This is a genomic window from Mycobacterium cookii (assembly GCF_010727945.1).
In the GTDB taxonomy this organism is placed as follows: Bacteria; Actinomycetota; Actinomycetes; order Mycobacteriales; family Mycobacteriaceae; genus Mycobacterium; species Mycobacterium cookii.
The window spans coordinates 2,858,174-2,874,639 of sequence record NZ_AP022569.1; the positions used below are offsets into that span (position 1 = coordinate 2,858,174).

Annotated in this window: 17 protein-coding genes; 7 read left to right on the forward strand and 10 right to left on the reverse strand. The window is 65.5% G+C overall.

Annotated elements, in window-relative coordinates; translation table 11 throughout:
• Positions 1-268: 268 nt before the first annotated feature.
• Positions 269-1,054 carry a 2-keto-4-pentenoate hydratase gene (locus tag G6N27_RS13530; RefSeq protein WP_163776790.1) on the reverse strand — a complete coding sequence of 262 codons (786 nt, stop codon included), beginning with the start codon at positions 1,052-1,054 and terminating at the stop codon, positions 269-271.
• Between the two features lie 73 nt (positions 1,055-1,127).
• Between G6N27_RS13530 and kstD the strand changes: the two genes are divergently transcribed.
• The gene (gene kstD / locus G6N27_RS13535) at positions 1,128-2,810 is read left to right on the forward strand and encodes a 3-oxosteroid 1-dehydrogenase (protein ID WP_163776791.1); all 1,683 of its coding nucleotides are present in this window, start codon (positions 1,128-1,130) and stop codon (positions 2,808-2,810) included.
• A 1-nt stretch (position 2,811) separates the two neighbouring features.
• On the forward strand, positions 2,812-3,672 hold the full coding sequence (locus G6N27_RS13540; RefSeq protein WP_163776792.1) for a MaoC family dehydratase: 861 nt from the start codon (positions 2,812-2,814) through the stop codon (positions 3,670-3,672).
• 33 nt (positions 3,673-3,705) lie between these two features.
• On the opposite strand, the gene G6N27_RS13545 is transcribed toward G6N27_RS13540, so the two are convergent.
• The 7 genes from G6N27_RS13545 to G6N27_RS13575 form a co-directional block, all read right to left on the reverse strand.
• Entirely contained in the window at positions 3,706-4,581 is an 876-nt protein-coding gene (locus tag G6N27_RS13545) for a DUF559 domain-containing protein (protein ID WP_163776793.1), read from the reverse strand.
• A 78-nt stretch (positions 4,582-4,659) separates the two neighbouring features.
• The gene (locus G6N27_RS13550) at positions 4,660-5,829 is read right to left on the reverse strand and encodes a lipid-transfer protein (RefSeq protein ID WP_163776794.1); all 1,170 of its coding nucleotides are present in this window, start codon (positions 5,827-5,829) and stop codon (positions 4,660-4,662) included.
• The gene (locus G6N27_RS13555) at positions 5,819-6,229 is read right to left on the reverse strand and encodes a MaoC family dehydratase (RefSeq protein WP_163776795.1); all 411 of its coding nucleotides are present in this window, start codon (positions 6,227-6,229) and stop codon (positions 5,819-5,821) included. The genes G6N27_RS13550 and G6N27_RS13555 overlap by 11 nt, the downstream gene beginning before the upstream one ends.
• Positions 6,226-7,176 (reverse strand): bifunctional MaoC family dehydratase N-terminal/OB-fold nucleic acid binding domain-containing protein, encoded by a 951-nt coding sequence (locus G6N27_RS13560; RefSeq protein WP_163776796.1) that lies wholly within the window; start codon positions 7,174-7,176, stop codon positions 6,226-6,228. The genes G6N27_RS13555 and G6N27_RS13560 overlap by 4 nt, the downstream gene beginning before the upstream one ends.
• Positions 7,173-8,336: an acyl-CoA dehydrogenase FadE29 gene (gene fadE29, locus G6N27_RS13565; protein ID WP_163776797.1), complete on the reverse strand. Its 1,164-nt coding sequence runs from the start codon at positions 8,334-8,336 to the stop codon at positions 7,173-7,175. Before fadE29 ends, G6N27_RS13560 begins: the two co-directional genes overlap by 4 nt.
• Complete coding sequence (locus G6N27_RS13570) at positions 8,321-9,340, reverse strand: acyl-CoA dehydrogenase family protein (protein ID WP_163776798.1); 1,020 nt, start codon at positions 9,338-9,340, stop codon at positions 8,321-8,323. Before G6N27_RS13570 ends, fadE29 begins: the two co-directional genes overlap by 16 nt.
• Entirely contained in the window at positions 9,340-10,578 is a 1,239-nt protein-coding gene (locus G6N27_RS13575; RefSeq protein WP_163776799.1) for a cytochrome P450, read from the reverse strand. The genes G6N27_RS13570 and G6N27_RS13575 overlap by 1 nt, the downstream gene beginning before the upstream one ends.
• A 133-nt stretch (positions 10,579-10,711) precedes the next feature.
• Between G6N27_RS13575 and G6N27_RS13580 the strand changes: the two genes are divergently transcribed.
• The 5 genes from G6N27_RS13580 (at position 10,712) to G6N27_RS13600 (ending at position 14,860) form a co-directional block, all read left to right on the forward strand.
• On the forward strand, positions 10,712-11,875 hold the full coding sequence (locus G6N27_RS13580; RefSeq protein ID WP_163776800.1) for a steroid 3-ketoacyl-CoA thiolase: 1,164 nt from the start codon (positions 10,712-10,714) through the stop codon (positions 11,873-11,875).
• Positions 11,868-12,233: a nuclear transport factor 2 family protein gene (locus G6N27_RS13585; RefSeq protein ID WP_163776801.1), complete on the forward strand. Its 366-nt coding sequence runs from the start codon at positions 11,868-11,870 to the stop codon at positions 12,231-12,233. The genes G6N27_RS13580 and G6N27_RS13585 overlap by 8 nt, the downstream gene beginning before the upstream one ends.
• Positions 12,234-12,297: 64 nt before the next feature.
• A complete protein-coding gene (locus G6N27_RS13590) occupies positions 12,298-12,756 on the forward strand; it encodes a nitroreductase family deazaflavin-dependent oxidoreductase (protein WP_163776802.1) in 459 nt (152 codons plus the stop codon).
• Positions 12,757-12,788: 32 nt separating this feature from the next.
• Positions 12,789-13,778 carry an NAD-dependent epimerase/dehydratase family protein gene (locus tag G6N27_RS13595; RefSeq protein ID WP_163776803.1) on the forward strand — a complete coding sequence of 330 codons (990 nt, stop codon included), beginning with the start codon at positions 12,789-12,791 and terminating at the stop codon, positions 13,776-13,778.
• A gap of 140 nt (positions 13,779-13,918) precedes the next feature.
• Entirely contained in the window at positions 13,919-14,860 is a 942-nt protein-coding gene (locus G6N27_RS13600; RefSeq protein WP_163776804.1) for a phosphoglycerate mutase family protein, read from the forward strand.
• On the opposite strand, the gene G6N27_RS13605 is transcribed toward G6N27_RS13600, so the two are convergent.
• Positions 14,835-15,536 (reverse strand): MBL fold metallo-hydrolase, encoded by a 702-nt coding sequence (locus tag G6N27_RS13605; RefSeq protein ID WP_163776805.1) that lies wholly within the window; start codon positions 15,534-15,536, stop codon positions 14,835-14,837. The two genes, G6N27_RS13600 and G6N27_RS13605, sit on opposite strands and share 26 nt — an antisense overlap.
• Before the next feature lie 8 nt (positions 15,537-15,544).
• Positions 15,545-16,450: an SDR family oxidoreductase gene (locus tag G6N27_RS13610; protein ID WP_163776806.1), complete on the reverse strand. Its 906-nt coding sequence runs from the start codon at positions 16,448-16,450 to the stop codon at positions 15,545-15,547.
• Between the last annotated feature and the right edge of the window lie 16 nt (positions 16,451-16,466).

Consider the following 16,466-nt stretch of genomic DNA (forward strand, 5'->3'; position numbering starts at 1 on the left):
CATGTCGCGACCCGCTGCGCCCGGCTTCGCCGCGCTTGCGATCGCTCCTTCATCTCATGTCGCGACCCGCTGCGCCCGGCTTCGCCGCGCTTGCGATCGCTCCTTCATCTCATGTCGCGACCCGCTGCGCCCGGCTTCGCCGCGCTTGCGATCGCTCCTTCATCTCATGTCGCGACCCGCTGCGCCCGGCTTCGCCGCGCTTGCGATCGCTCCTTCATCTCATGTCGCGACCCGCTGCGCCCGGCTTCGCCGCGCTTGCGATCGCTCCTTACTCGAAAGACAACCGGACGGCCCCGAGGCCGTCGAACTCGGCAACGAAATTGCTGCCCGGGGGTGCGTCGATCGCTCGGGTGCAGGAACCGGGCAACACGATGTCACCGGCCCGAAGCCGCACCCCGAAGCCTTCCACCTTGCGGGCCAGCCACGCCACTGCGGTGACCGGATTGCCCAGCACCGCATCGCTGCGGCCCTCGGCGACGACCTCGCCGTTGTTGGTCAGCACCGCGTCGATCTTGGTGATGTCGATGTCGGCCGGCGCCACCCGCGCCTCGCCCAGCACGAAACCGGCCGACGAGGCGTTGTCGGCGATGGTGTCGCACAGCGCGATCTTCCAGTCGGTGATCCTGGTGTCGATCAACTCGATCGAGGGCACGAACGCCTCGGTCGCCTTGAGGACGTCATCTTCGGTGCAGTGCGCGCCGGGCAAATCGTGGGCCAGGATGAAACCGACTTCGACCTCGACTCTCGGGTACAGGTATCTGTTGGACTTGACCGGGACGTCCTCGAAGACCTGCATCTCGTCGAGCAGGTGACCGTAGTCCGGCTCGTCGACGCCCATCATCTGCTGCATCGCCAACGACGACAGGCCCACCTTGTGGCCGACCACCCGGGCCCCCTCGGCGACCCGCTGGCGGATGTTGATCAGCTGGATTTCGTAGGCGTCGACGACGTCGATTTCGGGGTGCCCGGACGTCAGCGGAGCGATCGGCTGACGGCTCCGCTCGGCTTGTGCGAGCTCGGCGGCCAGCGCATCACGGGTGGCTGACGGAAGCATGTAGCCGAAGTCCCCTCACTCGTGTGACCGGGCCAGTAGCGCCCGGCCCCGGCAATTCTATAACGTGTTCTACATGACAGCTCAGGAGTTCGACGTCGTCGTGGTCGGTAGCGGCGGCGCCGGCATGGTTGCTGCCCTTGCGGCCGCCCACCGGGGTCTATCGACCATAGTCATCGAGAAGGCAGCGCACTACGGCGGCTCCACCGCGCGCTCCGGCGGTGGTGTCTGGATTCCGAACAACGAGATCCTCAAGCGTGACGGCGTCAAGGACACGCCGGAAGCGGCGCGCACCTATCTGCACGGGATCGTCGGCGACGTCGTCGAGGCGCAGCGCATCGACACCTATCTCGAGCGCGGACCCGAGATGCTGTCGTTCGTGCTGAAGCACACGCCGTTGAAGATGTGCTGGGTGCCGCAGTACGCCGACTACTACCCCGAGGCGCCGGGCGGGCGGCCCGGCGGGCGGTCCATCGAACCGAAGCCGTTCAACGCCAAGAAGCTCGGGCCGGACCTTCCCGGCCTAGAGCCGCCTTACGGCAAAGTCCCGCTCAATGTTGTTGTCATGCAACAGGACTACGTTCGGCTCAACCAGCTGAAGCGTCATCCGCGCGGCGTGCTGCGCAGCCTCAAGGTCGGTGCACGCACCATGTGGGCCAAGGCGACCGGTCAGGCCCTGGTTGGCATGGGACGCGCGCTGATCGGGCCGCTTCGGATCGGACTGCGCAAGGCCGGTGTTCCTGTGCAGCTCAACACCGCCCTGACCGACCTCTACGTCGAGGACGGCGCGGTCCGCGGCGTCTACGTTCGCGACACCGAGAAGTCGGAGGCCGCAGAGCCGCAACTGATCCGGGCTCGCAAAGCGGTGATCCTCGGCAGCGGCGGATTCGAGCACAACGAGCAGATGCGGGTCAAATATCAGCGTGCGCCGATCACCACCGAGTGGACGGTCGGCGCCAAGGCCAACACCGGCGACGGCATCGTGGCCGCCGAAAAGCTCGGTGCCGCGCTCGACATCATGGAAGACGCCTGGTGGGGCCCGACCGTTCCACTGGTCGGTGCGCCCTGGTTCGCGTTGTCCGAACGCAACTCGCCCGGCTCGATCATCGTCAACATGTCCGGTCAGCGGTTCATGAACGAATCGATGCCCTATGTCGAGGCGTGCCACCACATGTACGGCGGCGAGTTCGGCCAGGGCCCAGGTCCGGGTGAGAACATTCCCGCGTGGCTGGTGTTCGACCAGCAATACCGCGACCGGTACATCTTCGCCGGACTGCAGCCAGGGCAACGAATTCCGCGAAAGTGGATGGAGTCCGGCGTCATCATCCAGGCGGACACCCTCGAGGAGTTGGCCGCCAAGGCGGGCCTGCCGGTCGACGAGTTCACCGCGACGGTGCAGCGCTTCAACGGATTCGCCCGTTCGGGCGTCGACGCCGACTATCGCCGCGGTGAGAGCGCATACGACCGCTACTACGGCGACCCGACGAACAAGCCCAACCCGAATCTCGGTGAGATCAGCCACGCGCCCTACTACGCCGCCAAGTTGGTGCCCGGCGATCTGGGCACCAAGGGCGGCATCCGCACCGACGTCCACGGCCGTGCGCTGCGCGACGACGGCAGCATCATCGACGGCCTGTACGCAGCGGGCAACGTCAGCGCCCCGGTGATGGGACATACCTATCCCGGACCGGGGGGCACCATCGGCCCCGCGATGACCTTCGGTTACCTGGCCGCCCTGCACATCGCCGGAGAGCACTGACATGCCCATCGATCCTGACGTCGCACTGAACGCCGAGCTGGACCCGATCGAATTCTCTTGGAGCAGTAGCGATATCCAGCTCTATCACCTCGGGCTGGGCGCAGGCGCCGACCCGATGGATCCGCACGAGCTGCGTTACCTCGTCGACGATACTCCACAGGTGCTGCCGACATTCGGCAACGTCGCAGCGAGCTTCCACTTGACCAAGCCGCCGACCGTTCAGTTCCCCGGCATCGACATCGAGCTGAGCAAGGTGCTGCATGCCAGTGAGCAGGTGAGCGCGCCCGCACCGTTGCCGCCGTCGGGTTCGGCGAAAGCGGTCACCCGGTTCACCGACATCTGGGACAAGGGCAAGGCCGCGGTGATCTGGTCCGAGACCCAGGTGACCGCGCCAGACGGGACCCTGCTGTGGACGCAGCGGCGATCGATATTCGCCCGCGGCGAGGGCGGGTTCGGCGGCGAGCGCGGGGCCTCGACGTCTGCTTCTGCCCCGGATCGGGCACCCGATCTGGAGCTCGACATCGCTGTGCTGCCTCAGCAGGCGCTGCTCTACCGGCTCTGCGGCGATCGCAATCCGCTGCACTCCGATCCCGAATTCGCCGCTGCGGCAGGGTTTCCCAGGCCCATCCTGCACGGCTTATGCACCTACGGCATGACCTGTAAGGCCCTCGTCGACGCGCTACTCGACGCTGACGTCGCGGCCGTCGCCTCCTACGGAGCGCGGTTCACCGGCGTCGCCTACCCGGGCGAAACCCTGAAGGCCGCGGTGTGGAAGGAAGACGGCCGGCTGCTCGGCACCGTCACCGCCCCGTCACGCGACAACGCCGTGGTGCTCACCGGCGTGGAGTTGATCCCGGTCTAGCTCTCTGGCGGCTACGCCTCGCCGAGCGCCCGGCTAGCCGAGACCACGTCGTCGAGCGCCCGGCTGGCAGGGCGATCGGCGGGCCAATGCCGCGCGAACACGCCTCACGACTTCTGCGGGCCGGTCTCCTGCCACCACTCGTACGACGATCCACCCGAGTCGCTCAAGCATTTCCAGCCTTCGAACGTCCCAGGTGTACTGCCGACGATCGGTCCGGTGCTGTTCACCGTCGTACTCGACCGCGACTTTCACGTCCTTCCAGCCCATGTCCAGGTAGGCCACCGCAGAGCCGAATTCGTCGCGAACGGCGATCTGAGTTTGCGGTCGCGGCAAGCCGGCCTCGATCAATACGACGCGTAGCCACGACTCCTTCGGCGACTGCGCGCCCGGGTCGAACAGTTCGATCGCTCGCCGCGCTCGGGCGATCCCTCGGCGGCCGGCATACCTGCGAGCCAACAGCTCTACATCAGCAGTTTTGATTTCCGTCGCTTCGGCTAGCGCATCTATCCCCGCCACGGCGGTCATCTTCGGGTACCAGCAACCGAGGTCGAGCGCTGTCCTTGTCGGCGATGTCACCGCGACACCGTCGATCGTTTCGATTTCGTCCGCCTCGACAACGTCCCTGTGCAGTTGAATCCCCGCCGCGCGATGGTGATTGTCGTGAATCAACTCCGCAGGTCTTCTCTCGTCGACCCATTTACTCCCGTGCAGCGCAGCCGCCGAGAACCCCGCGACAACTCCCCGACGGCCGGTCCACAACCAACCGGCCTCAGCGCGCACCAGGGCGGTAATTGCGGCGCCTCGATCGACATAAACGTCTCGAAACAGTCGGGTGTAGCGCGTTTCCAATTGGCTCTTGGTCAGCACCCCACCTGCGATGGCTTCGCTTCCGATAAACGGCTGGCCCATCGCCGCAGACTCGCATGCAAGATCATCGCCGTCACTTCAGCTGTCGATTGCCCGGCCAGCCGGGCGCGTGTCGGAGAGCTAGCCCAGAATCAGGCCGGACGTGGGGACGCCGGTGCCCGCGGTGACCAAGACGTGCTCGACGTCGGGCACCGGGTTGACCGACGTACCGCGCAGCTGGCGGACGCCCTCGGCGATGCCGTTCATGCCGTGGATGTAGGCCTCGCCCAGTTGTCCGCCGTGGGTGTTGATCGGCAACCGGCCGCCGATCTCGATAGCGCCGTCGGCGATGAAGTCTTTGGCCTCTCCCCAGCCGCAAAAACCCAACTCCTCCAATTGGATGAGCGTGAACGGCGTGAAGTGGTCGTAGAGGATCGCGGTTTGGATATCCGTTGGCTTCAAGCCTGATTGGGCCCACAGCTGCTTGCCCACGAGGCCCATCTCGGGCAGACCGTCAAGCTCCGGGCGGTAATAGCTGACCATCGAATACTGGTTCGGGCTCGAGCCCTGGGCCGCTCCCTCGATGATCGCGGGACGGTTCTTCAGGTCCTTCGCCCGCTCCGGCGACATGACCACGAGTGCGACCGCGCCATCGGTCTCCTGGCAGCAGTCCAGCAGCCGCAACGGCTCGGCGATCCACCGTGAATTCTGGTGCTCCTCAATCGTTATCGGCTTTTCGTAGAAGTAGGCCTTCGGATTCTTGGCGGCGTGCTTGCGATCGGCCACCGAGATGGCACCGAAATCCCGGCTGGTCGCCCCGGACAGATGCATGTAGCGCTTGGCGATCATCGCAACCTGCGCAGCGGGCGTCGACAACCCGTGCGGATAGGAAAACGAGTTGTCGACGCCGGTCGAATCGGCATTCTCGAACAGGCGGGCCTGCACCTGACCGAACCGCGTGCCCGAGCGCTCGTTGAAAGCGCGGTATGCCACAACGCAATCCGCGACACCCGTCGCGACCGCGATGGCTGCCTGCTGGATGGTGGCGCAGGCCGCGCCGCCGCCGTGATGGATCTTGGAGAAGAATTTCAGGTCCCCGATACCGATCGCCCGTGCGATGGCCACCTCGGTGTTGGAGTCCATCGTGAACGTGACCATGCCGTCCACGTCATCGGGCGTGAGGCCGGCATCATCGAGCGCGGCGAGCACGGCCTCGGCGGCGAGTCGAAGCTCGCTGCGGCCGGAGTTCTTCGAGAAGTCGGTGGCACCGATGCCGACGATGGCCGCCTTACCGGACAGTTCACCGGGCATCGGAACCCCCGATGGTCAACGTCGCGTTCGCGATGACGTGATCGCCGAGGCTGTTGCTGCCAACGATTTTCAGCGAGATCATGCCGTCGTCGATCGCGGTCACTTCGCCTTTGAACGTCACCGTGTCGTAGGCGTACCACGGCACCCCGAGCCGCAGCCCGATCGACTTGATCATCGCCGACGGCCCCGCCCAGTCGGTGATGTAGCGCTGGACCAGGCCGGTGTCGGTGAGGATGTTGACGAAGATGTCCTTGGACCCCTTGGCCTGCGCCTTGTCCCGGTCGTGGTGGACATCCTGGTAATCGCGGGTGGCGATCGCCGTGGAGATGATGAACGTAGGGTCGCCGTACAACGACAACTCCGGCAGCTTCGTGCCGACCTCCACCGTCGGAGCGCTCATGCGCTCGGCTCCCACGCATAGAGCGTCCAGGCCGGGCCGACGTCGTTGGCGGGAAAGTCGATGAACGTTGCCTGGACTGGCATTCCGATCTCCACGGTCGCAGGGTCGACGTTGCGAAGCTCTCCGAGCATCCGCACGCCCTCTTCCAGTTCCACCAGCGCGATGACGAACGGCAGGGTCCGGCCCGGCACTTTCGGCGCGTGATGCACCACGAAGCTGAACACCGAGCCTTTGCCGCTGGCGACGACATAATCCGTTGCCAGCTCCTTGTCCTGCCAGATGGCCGGCACCGGCGGATGCTGCAGGCTGCCGTCGGGCCGTTTCTGGATCCGCAGCTCGTGCGCCTTGACGCCGTCCCAGAAGAACTTGGTGTCTTTGGATTCCGACGGTCGCATCATGGCGTCGGCGTCCAGGTCGTCGGGCACCGAAGCCGACGGCGAAGATTCGCGTGGCTTGAATTTGAGTATGCGCCAGTTCATCTCGGCGACATCCTCGTCACCGACCCGCCATACGATGTGCTGGTTGATGAACCAGCCCTCGCCGAGGCCGGTCTGCTTGGGCCCGACAACGTCACCCATCTCCGCAGCGATGCTGACTTCTTCGCCCGGCCGCAGGTAGCGGTGATAGGTCTGCTCGCAGTTCGTCGCGACCACACCGACGTAGCCGTTGTCGTCGAACAGCTTCATGATCGGGCCCATGGGGTCGTCGGTCGGGCGCTCGCCACCCAGGCCGAACATCGTCCAGACCTGAATCATGGCCGGCGGAGCCACAATTCCCGGATGGCCGGCGGCGCGGGCCGCCTTCTCATCGGTGTAGATGGGGTTGCTGTCGCCGATCGCTTCGACCCAGCTGTTGACCATCGGCTGGTTCACCGGATCGCGACCGGCGCGCGGCTTGGCGCCGCCCGCCGCTTTGATCTCCGCGAGGGCTTCGTGAATGTCTGTCATCGAGGCACCCTCGGCACCTTGAGGCCCGAGGCCGCGATCATCTCGCGCATGACCTCGTTGACGCCTCCGCCGAAGGTGATCACCAGGTTGCGCTTGGTCTGCGAGTCCAGCCAGTCGAGCAGCTCGGCCGTCTCCTGCTCGGCGGGGTTGCCGTACTTGCCGACGATCTCTTCGGCGAGCCGACCGATGTACTGGATCTTCTCGGTCCCAAACACTTTCGTGGACGCGGCGTCGGCGACGTTGATGTCCTCGCCCGCCGCGGCGACCTGCCAGTTCAGCAGCTCGTTGATACGCCACAGCGAATAGATCTCACCGAGCGCCCGTTTGACGTCGTCGTGGTCGATCGGGGTCACCCCGTCGCCGCCCGGCTTGGACGCCCAGTCGTGCAACCGGTCGTAAATGCCCGCGGTGCGACCCGCCGGGCCCAGCATCACCCGTTCGTTGTTGAGCTGAGTGGTGATCAGCCGCCAGCCGCCGTTCTCCTCGCCGACCAGCATGTCGGCCGGCACCCGCACGTCGTTGTAATACGTCGCGTTGGTGTGGTGGGCGCCGTCGGACAAGATGACCGGCGTCCAGGAGAAGCCCGGGTCCTTGGTGTCGACGATCAGAATCGAAATGCCTTTGTGCTTCACGGCTTCGGGGTCTGTCCGGCAGGCCAGCCAGATGTAGTCGGCGTCATGCCCGCCGGTGGTCCACATCTTCTGGCCGTTGACGATGTATTCATCCCCGTGCCGCACGGCGCTGGTCCGCAGCGACGCAAGGTCGGTCCCGGCCTCGGGTTCGCTATAGCCGATCGCGAAGTGGAGCTCACCGGCCAGGATCGCGGGCAGGAACTTCTTCTTCTGCAGCTCAGTGCCGAACTGCTGCAGAACCGGACCGACCGTCTGCAGTGTCACCGCCGGCAGCGGCACGTCGGCGCGATGGGCCTCGTTGACGAAGATCGACTGCTCGACCGGGCCGAAGCCCAACCCGCCGAACTCTTTTGGCCACCCGACGCCGAGCTTGCCGTCCTTGCCCATCCGGCGGATCACCGCGCGGTAGGCGTCGTTGTGGCGGTCCTTCTCCATCGCCTTCATCTCGTCGGACGAGATCAGGTTCGAGAAGTATTGCCGCAGTTCGGCTTGCAGCTGACGCTGCTCCGGGGTCAGGTCGATGAACATTGCGCTCCCACCAAGTCGAGACGATGCGACCGCCCGCCCAGCAAACGGGTCAGGTCCTTGATTGTGGAGTAGTACCGATGCATCGGGTAGGTGATGTCCATCCCCATGCCGCCGTGCAAGTGGTGGCAGATCTGCATCACCGGCGGCGCCTGTGCGGTGATCCAATAGCCGAGCACGTCGAGGTCCTCGGCAGCATCACGGCCTTCGGAAAGCCGCCAGATCACTGAGGTCGACGCCAAATCGATGGTCCGAGAGGCGATGTAGACCTCGGCGAGCTGCGCGGCAACGGTCTGGAACGTCGACAGCGGCTTACCGAACTGTTGTCGGTTCGCCACGTAATCGGCGGTCAACCGCAACGCGCCGGCGACCAGGCCGGCGGTGTAGGCACCGATCGATGCCAGCGCCAACTGGTTCACCCGCGGCGCGCCGGCCCCGGTCAGCACGTCCTCGTCGGGCACCGTGACGTCGGAGAAGGTGACCACGTATTCGTCGGATCCGTTGGAGGTCGGGGTCTTCGCCACGTGCACGCCGTCGGCTTTGGGCGACACCACGACCACCGCGCTGTCGGTGGTCACGACGATCCAGTCCGCGTTCTCGGCGTAGCCGACACCGACTTTCGTTCCGGACAGCCGACCATGCACGAAGGTCGTCGCCGGCCGGTCCGGCAGCGCGGCGCCGGGTTCGTTCAGCGCGGCGGTGAGCAGCGAACCTTTGGCCAGACCGGCCAGGTAGCGATCTTGCTGCTCTTCGGAAGCCAAGTCCAGCAACGTGATTGCGCCGAAACCGAGAGTGGCCAGCGCCGGGCCGATCAGCCCGTGCCGACCGATCTCGGTCAGTGCCGTGGCGATCTCGGGCAGCCCGACGCCGTCACCGCCTGCACGTTCAGGCACCGGCAGCGACGTGACGCCACCGGCGACCAGCGCATCCCACGAGTTGTCCCGGTCCAATACCGACGTGACCACATCGGCGACAGCTTGCTGCTCCGGGTCCGGTGTGAAATCCATCAGCGCGCGCCGGTGTAGTCGACCTGCCAGTGCTTGATGCCGTTCAGCCAGCCCGACCGCAGCCGCTCGGGCTCGCCGATCGGCTTCAGATCCGGCATGTGGTCGGCAACGGCGTTGAAGATCAGGTTGATCGTCATCCGGGCCAGGTTCGCGCCGATGCAGTAGTGCGCACCGGTGCCGCCGAATCCGACGTGCGGATTCGGGTCGCGCAGGATATTGAAGGCGTGCGGGTCTTCGAAGACCTCATCGTCGAAGTTGGCCGACCGGTAAGACATCACCACCCGCTGACCCTTCTTGATCTGCACGCCGCCCAACTCGACGTCCTCGTTGGCGGTGCGCTGGAACGCCGACACCGGGGTGGCCCACCGGATGATCTCGTCGGCGGCCGTCGACGGGCGTTCCTTCTTGTAGAGCTCCCACTGGTCGGGGTTGTTGGCCATCGCGATCATGCCGTGCGTGATCGAGTTGCGGGTGGTCTCGTTGCCGGCCACCGCGAGCATGATCACAAAGAAACCGAACTCGTCGTCGGAGAGCTTCTCCCCGTCGATGTCGGCCTGGATGAGCGTGGTGACGATGTCGTCGGTGGGGTTCTTGCCCCGCTCGTCAGCCATCGCCATCGCGTACATGATCAGTTCCATCGACGACTGCGCGGGATCGACGTCGGCGTACTCGGGGTCGGTGCCGCCCGTCATCTCGTTGGACCAGCGAAAGAGCTTGTCGCGGTCTTCTTGTGGAACACCCAGCAGACCGGCGATGGCCTGCAGCGGCAGCTCGCACGACACCTGCTCGACGAAGTCGCCGCTCCCCTCGGCCGCGGCGGTCTTGGCGATGTTCTGGGCGCGTTGGGCGAGTTCGTCTTCCAGCCGACCGATCGCCCGTGGCGTGAAGCCGCGGGAGATGATCTTGCGCAGCCGAGTGTGGTGCGGCGCGTCCATGTTGAGCATGACGCTGCGCTGCAGTTCGACCTGCTCCCGCTTCATCTCCGGCGGCCAGGTCGGGATGGCGCCGTTCAGCCAGCTGGAGAAGACGTCGCTGCGGCGCGACACCTCCTTGACATCGGCATGCTTGGAGACGATCCAATATCCCTTGTCTTCGAAGCCTCCCGCTCCGCCCGGAATGTCGACCCAGTGGATGGGCTCCGCCGTCCGCAACTCAGCAAGCTCCGCGACGGGCAGACCGGCGAGGTTGACGTCCGGATCGAGAAAGTCGAAGTCGGCGGGGATGTTGGGGGGTGCCATAACGTGGTGCGCTCCTCTTCAACACTAATTGCAACGTGTTCTAGTGCCAGTAAAACACGGCTCCTGCGCAGATAAAAGGCAGGTCGCCATCGTCGCTTGTCAGAGTAATGAAACGTGTTCTAGCCTGACCAGCATGGGTAACCCGGTAATTGTTGAAGCCACCCGCAGCCCCATCGGCAAACGCGCGGGGTGGTTGTCCGGACTGCACGCCACCGAGCTGCTCGGGGCCACGCAGAAGGCGCTCGTGGAGAAGGCCGGCATCGATGCCGGCGAGATTGAACAGGTCATCGGCGGCTGCGTCACGCAGTACGGCGAACAGTCCAACAACATCACCCGGGTGAGCTGGCTGGTCGCCGGTCTGCCCGAGCAGGTCGGCGCGATGACCGTCGACTGCCAGTGTGGCAGCAGTCAGCAGGCCAACGGTTTGATCGCAGGTCTGATCGCGGCGGGCGCCATCGACGTGGGCATTGCGTGCGGCATCGAAGCGATGAGCCGCGTCGGGCTGGGCGCCAACGCCGGCCCCGACCGCGGCATACTGCGGCCCGCGTCGTGGGACATCGATCTGCCCGATCAGTTCACCGCGGCCGAGCGGATCGCCAAGCGCCGCGGCATCACCCGCGAAGAGATCGACCAGTTCGGTTTCGACTCGCAGCGAAAGGCCAAGCAGGCCTGGTCCGAAGGCCGCTTCGACCGCGAGATCAGCGGCATCGAGGCACCCGTGCTCGACGAGAACAAGCAACCGACGAGCGACCGGCACGTCGTCACCAAAGACCAGGGCCTGCGCGACACCACGCTCGAAGGCCTGAGCCAGCTCAAGCCGGTGATCGACGGCGGAATCCACACCGCGGGCACGTCGTCGCAGATCTCGGACGGCGCCGCCGCGGTGCTCTGGATGGACGAAGACAAGGCCAAAGCGCTCGGGCTGCGGCCGCGGGCCCGGATCATCAGCCAAGCGCTCGTCGGCGCCGAGCCCTACTACCACCTCGACGGCCCGGTGCAGTCCACGGCGAAGGTGCTCGAGAAGGCCGGCATGAAGATGGGTGACATCGACATCACCGAGATCAATGAGGCATTCGCGTCGGTCGTGCTGTCCTGGGCCCGCGTGCACGAGCCGGACATGGACCGCGTCAACGTCAACGGCGGTGCGATCGCGCTGGGCCACCCGGTGGGCAGCACCGGCAGCCGGCTGATCACCACCGCGCTGCACGAGCTGGAGCGCACCGATCAGACCACCGCGCTGATCACCATGTGCGCGGGCGGCGCGCTGTCGACCGGCACCATCATCGAGCGTGTCTGACGCCGACCGCATCGCCGCGGCCCAGTTGTACATCGACGCGCTGGCGAACCACCGCGGCGATGACGTCCCGTTCGCGCCGGACTGCGTCCGTTTCGAGATGGGCATCAAGACCGGGTTTTCCGGAAACCATTTGCGGCGCAGCCTGAATCGTGGCCCGCAGTTCCGGATCATCCAGGAGTGCACACCGCCGAAGTTCGAAGTCGACGGCGACCGGGTGCGCGCCCAGTTCGATGTGATCACCAAGCCGAAGCTCGCCGGGCGGCGGGTGTGCTCACACATCGACGAGACGTTCCTCATCGTGGACGGCAAGATCCACCACATCAACGCCCAGATGCGCCCGTTCATCCAGCGAACTTAGCCCGGCGACGATGCGCCCCCGTGGGGCGATGAGGAGCCGGGAAATCCAGCATAGGATCCTTGTCATGGCTGAGAAATCACGTCCGCGCTATATGGATTCGGCGTTCGCCGACGTCTTCATCAAGTGGATGTCGAAGATCAACACGTTCTTCTACCGCCGCGGCGGCGGCGAGGGACTGGGCAGCACCTTCCAGAAGATCCCGGTCGCCCTGCTCACAACGACGGGCCGTAAGTCCGGACAGCCGCGCGTATCCCCGTTGTATTTCCTCCGTGACGGCGATCGGGTGATCGTGGCCGCGTCGAAGGGCGGCGCCGAGAAGAACCCGATGTGGTACCTCAACCTGAAGGCGAATCCCAAGGTGTCGGTGCAAATCAAGAAGGAAGTGCTGGACCTGACGGCGCGCGACGCCACCGACGAAGAACGCGCCCACTACTGGCCCCAGCTGGTCGACATGTATCCGACCTACGAGGACTACCAGTCGTGGACTGACCGGACCATCCCGATCGTCATCTGCGACCCGTAACCTCGGAGGTCGACCGAGGGGGACGACGCTTGATGAAGGTTCTGATCACCGGCGGCACTGGATTCGTCGGTGCCTGGACCGCGAAGGCCGCCCAGGATGGTGGACACCACGTCAGATTTCTCGTGCGAAGCCCCGACCGTCTTCACACCAGCGCTGGGCAAATCGGCGTCGACGTAAGCGATCACGTCGTCGGTGACATCGCCGACCCAGACAGCACTGCCACGGCACTACGCGGCTGTGACGCCGTCATTCACTGCGCAGCAATGGTTTCCACCGACCCCGCCCGCTCCGAGGAAATGCTGCGCACCAACCTCGAAGGCGCCCGCAACGTGCTCGGAGGAGCTGTCGCCGCGAAAGTGGATCCGATCATCCACGTCTCGAGTTTCTCGGCGCTGTTTCGCCCCGGCCTTCCCATGCTGCATGCGAACCTGCCCGTGGTCGGCGGGTCGGACGGCTACGGCAAGTCCAAGGCCGTCGTCGAAGCGTATGCGCGCGGTCTTCAGGACGCCGGCGCGCCGGTGAACATCACTTACCCCGGCATGGTGCTGGGACCGCCTGCGGGCGATCAGTTCGGTGAGGCGGCCGAGGGCGTGCAGGCAGCTCTCACGATGCGCGGGGTACCCGGGCGCAGCGCCGCCTGGACCGTGGTGGACGTCCGCGACCTCGCCGCTTTGCATGTCGCACTGTTGCAGCCGGGCGAGGGACCGCGTCGATACATGGCCGGTGGACAACGCATCGCGGTGGATCGCCTCGCGTCACTGCTCGGTGCCGCCGCTCATCGCAAACTGCTGGTCTACCCGGTCCCCGACGCCGGACTACGTGCCCTGGGGCGCGTTTTCGACGTCATCGGCGATCATCTGCCGTTCGAGACTCCGATCAACTCCGCGGCAATGCAGTACTACACCCAGATGCCGCCCGCAGATGACACCCCCGCCGAACGCGACCTCGGCATCACGCAACGAGACGCGGCGCAGACGCTGGCCGACACCGTCGACGGGTTGCAGCGGGTCGGCCGCATTTAGGTTCGTGCGCGAACCGGCTTGTTGAGCCTGCGATTTCGCTCAACCGTGACGTTGCGCGGGGTACATTCCCCCTGACACGCATGCCGTCAGGGGGGGCCATGTTTAGTTCGCGTTGCTGTCGTTTCTTCATCGTGGGGCTGGTGTCGACCGGGTTGATGTGCACGGCATCGGCGCTGGCCTGGGCTGACGACGGATCGATCGTGCTGGATCTGGTTCGGCACGGCGAATCGACAGCCAACGCCGCGGGCATCATCGACACGGTGCCGCCCGGGGCGAATCTTGACGTGGCGGGCGGGATTCAGGCGGATACAGTCGCCGGCTTGATCCAAGGCGAATACGGCAACAGCATCGCCAACGTCGTTGCGTCCGAAGAAGTGCGAGCCGTGCAGACCGCAGCACCGTTGGCCGACTTGCTGCACATCAGCAACCCTGTCGAGCAGTTGTCCGGGCTCAACGAAATTCCCGCCGGGGCGTTCGAGGGCGCGCAGACGAACAGCCTCGAGGGCATCCTCTACCTACTGGGCCCGCTGTCATGGGCGTTCGGCTTGGACCTGGTGCCGGACCTGGGCGACCCCAGCGTCAACGGCGTCACCTTCGACGAGGCGTTCAACAGCGCCGTTCAGACGATCTACAGCGCAACCGACGTCGCCGGCGCCGGTACCCCAGCCGACGTCGCATTCTCCAGCGAGGGCGCGATCGCGGTCTGGACGCTGATGAACGTCAAGAACCCGGATTTCTCGGTCCTGCTGCAAGACCTGGCGAAGACCGGCGGATTGCTCTCCAACGGGGGTCAGGTTGTGGTGCAAGGTGATCCGACGGATGGCTGGACGCTGGTCAGCTACGACGGGATGACCGTGCCACAGGATCCAGGTCTGGGCACCGAGCTGTTCGTCGATGTCCGCAACCTCTTCGAAGCACCCCAATTCGCCGGCTACGACATCTACGAAGCGCTGCTGACCGGCAACTCGGCGACGATCGACAGCGCCATCCAGGCCGGTGCCGGTCAAATCGACACGGCGGTAGCGCAATTCCCCGTCGAGGTGTTCGATCAGATCGTCACCGCACTGGGCGGTACCGTCTGAGCCAATCTTGCTGGCGGCGGACGAATTCGGCGTCCACCACGCTGCCATGCCCGGGCACATAGATCGCGTCGGGTCCGCCGATCGCGAGCAGCCGGTCGAGCGTGCCCGGCCACGCCGCCACGTCGGAATCGGCGTCGATCGCCGGGTCGCCGGACTCCTCGATCAGATCACCGGTGAAGACCACTGTCCGCTCGCCAGGCACCACGACGATCAGATCGGCGTCGGTGTGACCACAGCCCAGAAGCGTGACGACCACCTGACGGTTTCCGAGGTCGACGACGGCGTCGTTGACCGCGTGCCGGGGCGTCGGCAGCGCCGCGATCGCGTGGTCGATCTCGGCAGGATCGGCGCCGTGACTCAACGCATCGGTCCGAAGTTGACCGGTTGCCATCGCGAGGTAATCCATAACCTGTGGCGCACAGTAGCTTTCAGCATCGGCGAATGCGCCCGAGCCCAACACATGATCGAAATGCTTGTGGGTCAGCACCACATGCGTCACGTCGCGTCCGGTGATCTCGCGGATGTCGTCATTGATCGCGCGCGCTTCGGTGAGCGTGGTGCCGGTGTCGACGAGCAACACCCCGGTTCGGCCCTGCACAACACCGACAGTGACGTCGAGAAACGGCAACCGACAACGATACACGCTGTCGGTCAACGACTCCCAGTCGAACTGCACCCGTGGGTCTAGGCTCCGTATACCGGAACCGGCGGGCGTGACTTGGCCAGCAGGTCTGCGACCACGGGCCCCAACTCGGCGGGATCCCAGCGCGCACCCTTGTCGATCTGCGGCCCGTGCGCCCAGCCTTCGGCGATCCGGATCTTGCCGCCCTCGACCTCGAAGACCTTGCCGGTGATGTCGCGAGACTCGACACTCCCCAGCCAAACTACCAGCGGCGCAATGTTTTCCGGTGCCATCGCATCGAAATCGTCGTCCTGCGTGGACATCATCTCGGCGAACACCGTCTCGGTCATCCGGGTTCGGGCAGACGGTGCGATCGCGTTGACCGTGACTCCGTACCGGCCCATTTCGGCGGCGCCGACGAGAGTCATCGCCGCGATGCCCGCCTTCGCCGCACTGTAATTGCCCTGCCCGACGCTGCCCTGCAGACCCGCACCGGAACTCGTGTTGATGATCCGTGCGTCAACAGTCTTGCCTTCTTTGCTCAGTCCGCGCCAGAACGAAGCGGCGTGCCGCATCGTCGCAAAATGCCCTTTGAGGTGTACGGCGATGACGGCGTCGAATTCCTCTTCGCTGGTGTTGGCCATCATCCGGTCGCGCACGATGCCGGCGTTGTTGACCAGCACATCCAGGCCGCCGAAGGTGTCGACGGCGGTCTGGATGAGACCGGCGGCTTGGTCCCAGTCGGCGATGTTGGAGCCGTTGGCTATGGCTTCGCCTCCGGCAGAGGTGATCTCGTCGACCACGCTCTGCGCTGCGCTACCGCCGCCGGCCGGTGAACCGTCCAGGCCCACTCCGATGTCGTTGACCACGACACGCGCACCCTCGGCGGCAAACGCCAGGGCGTGCGCCCGCCCGATACCGCCGCCGGCACCGGTCACGATGACAACCCGGCCGTCAACCACACCCATAATCGCTAACCTTCCT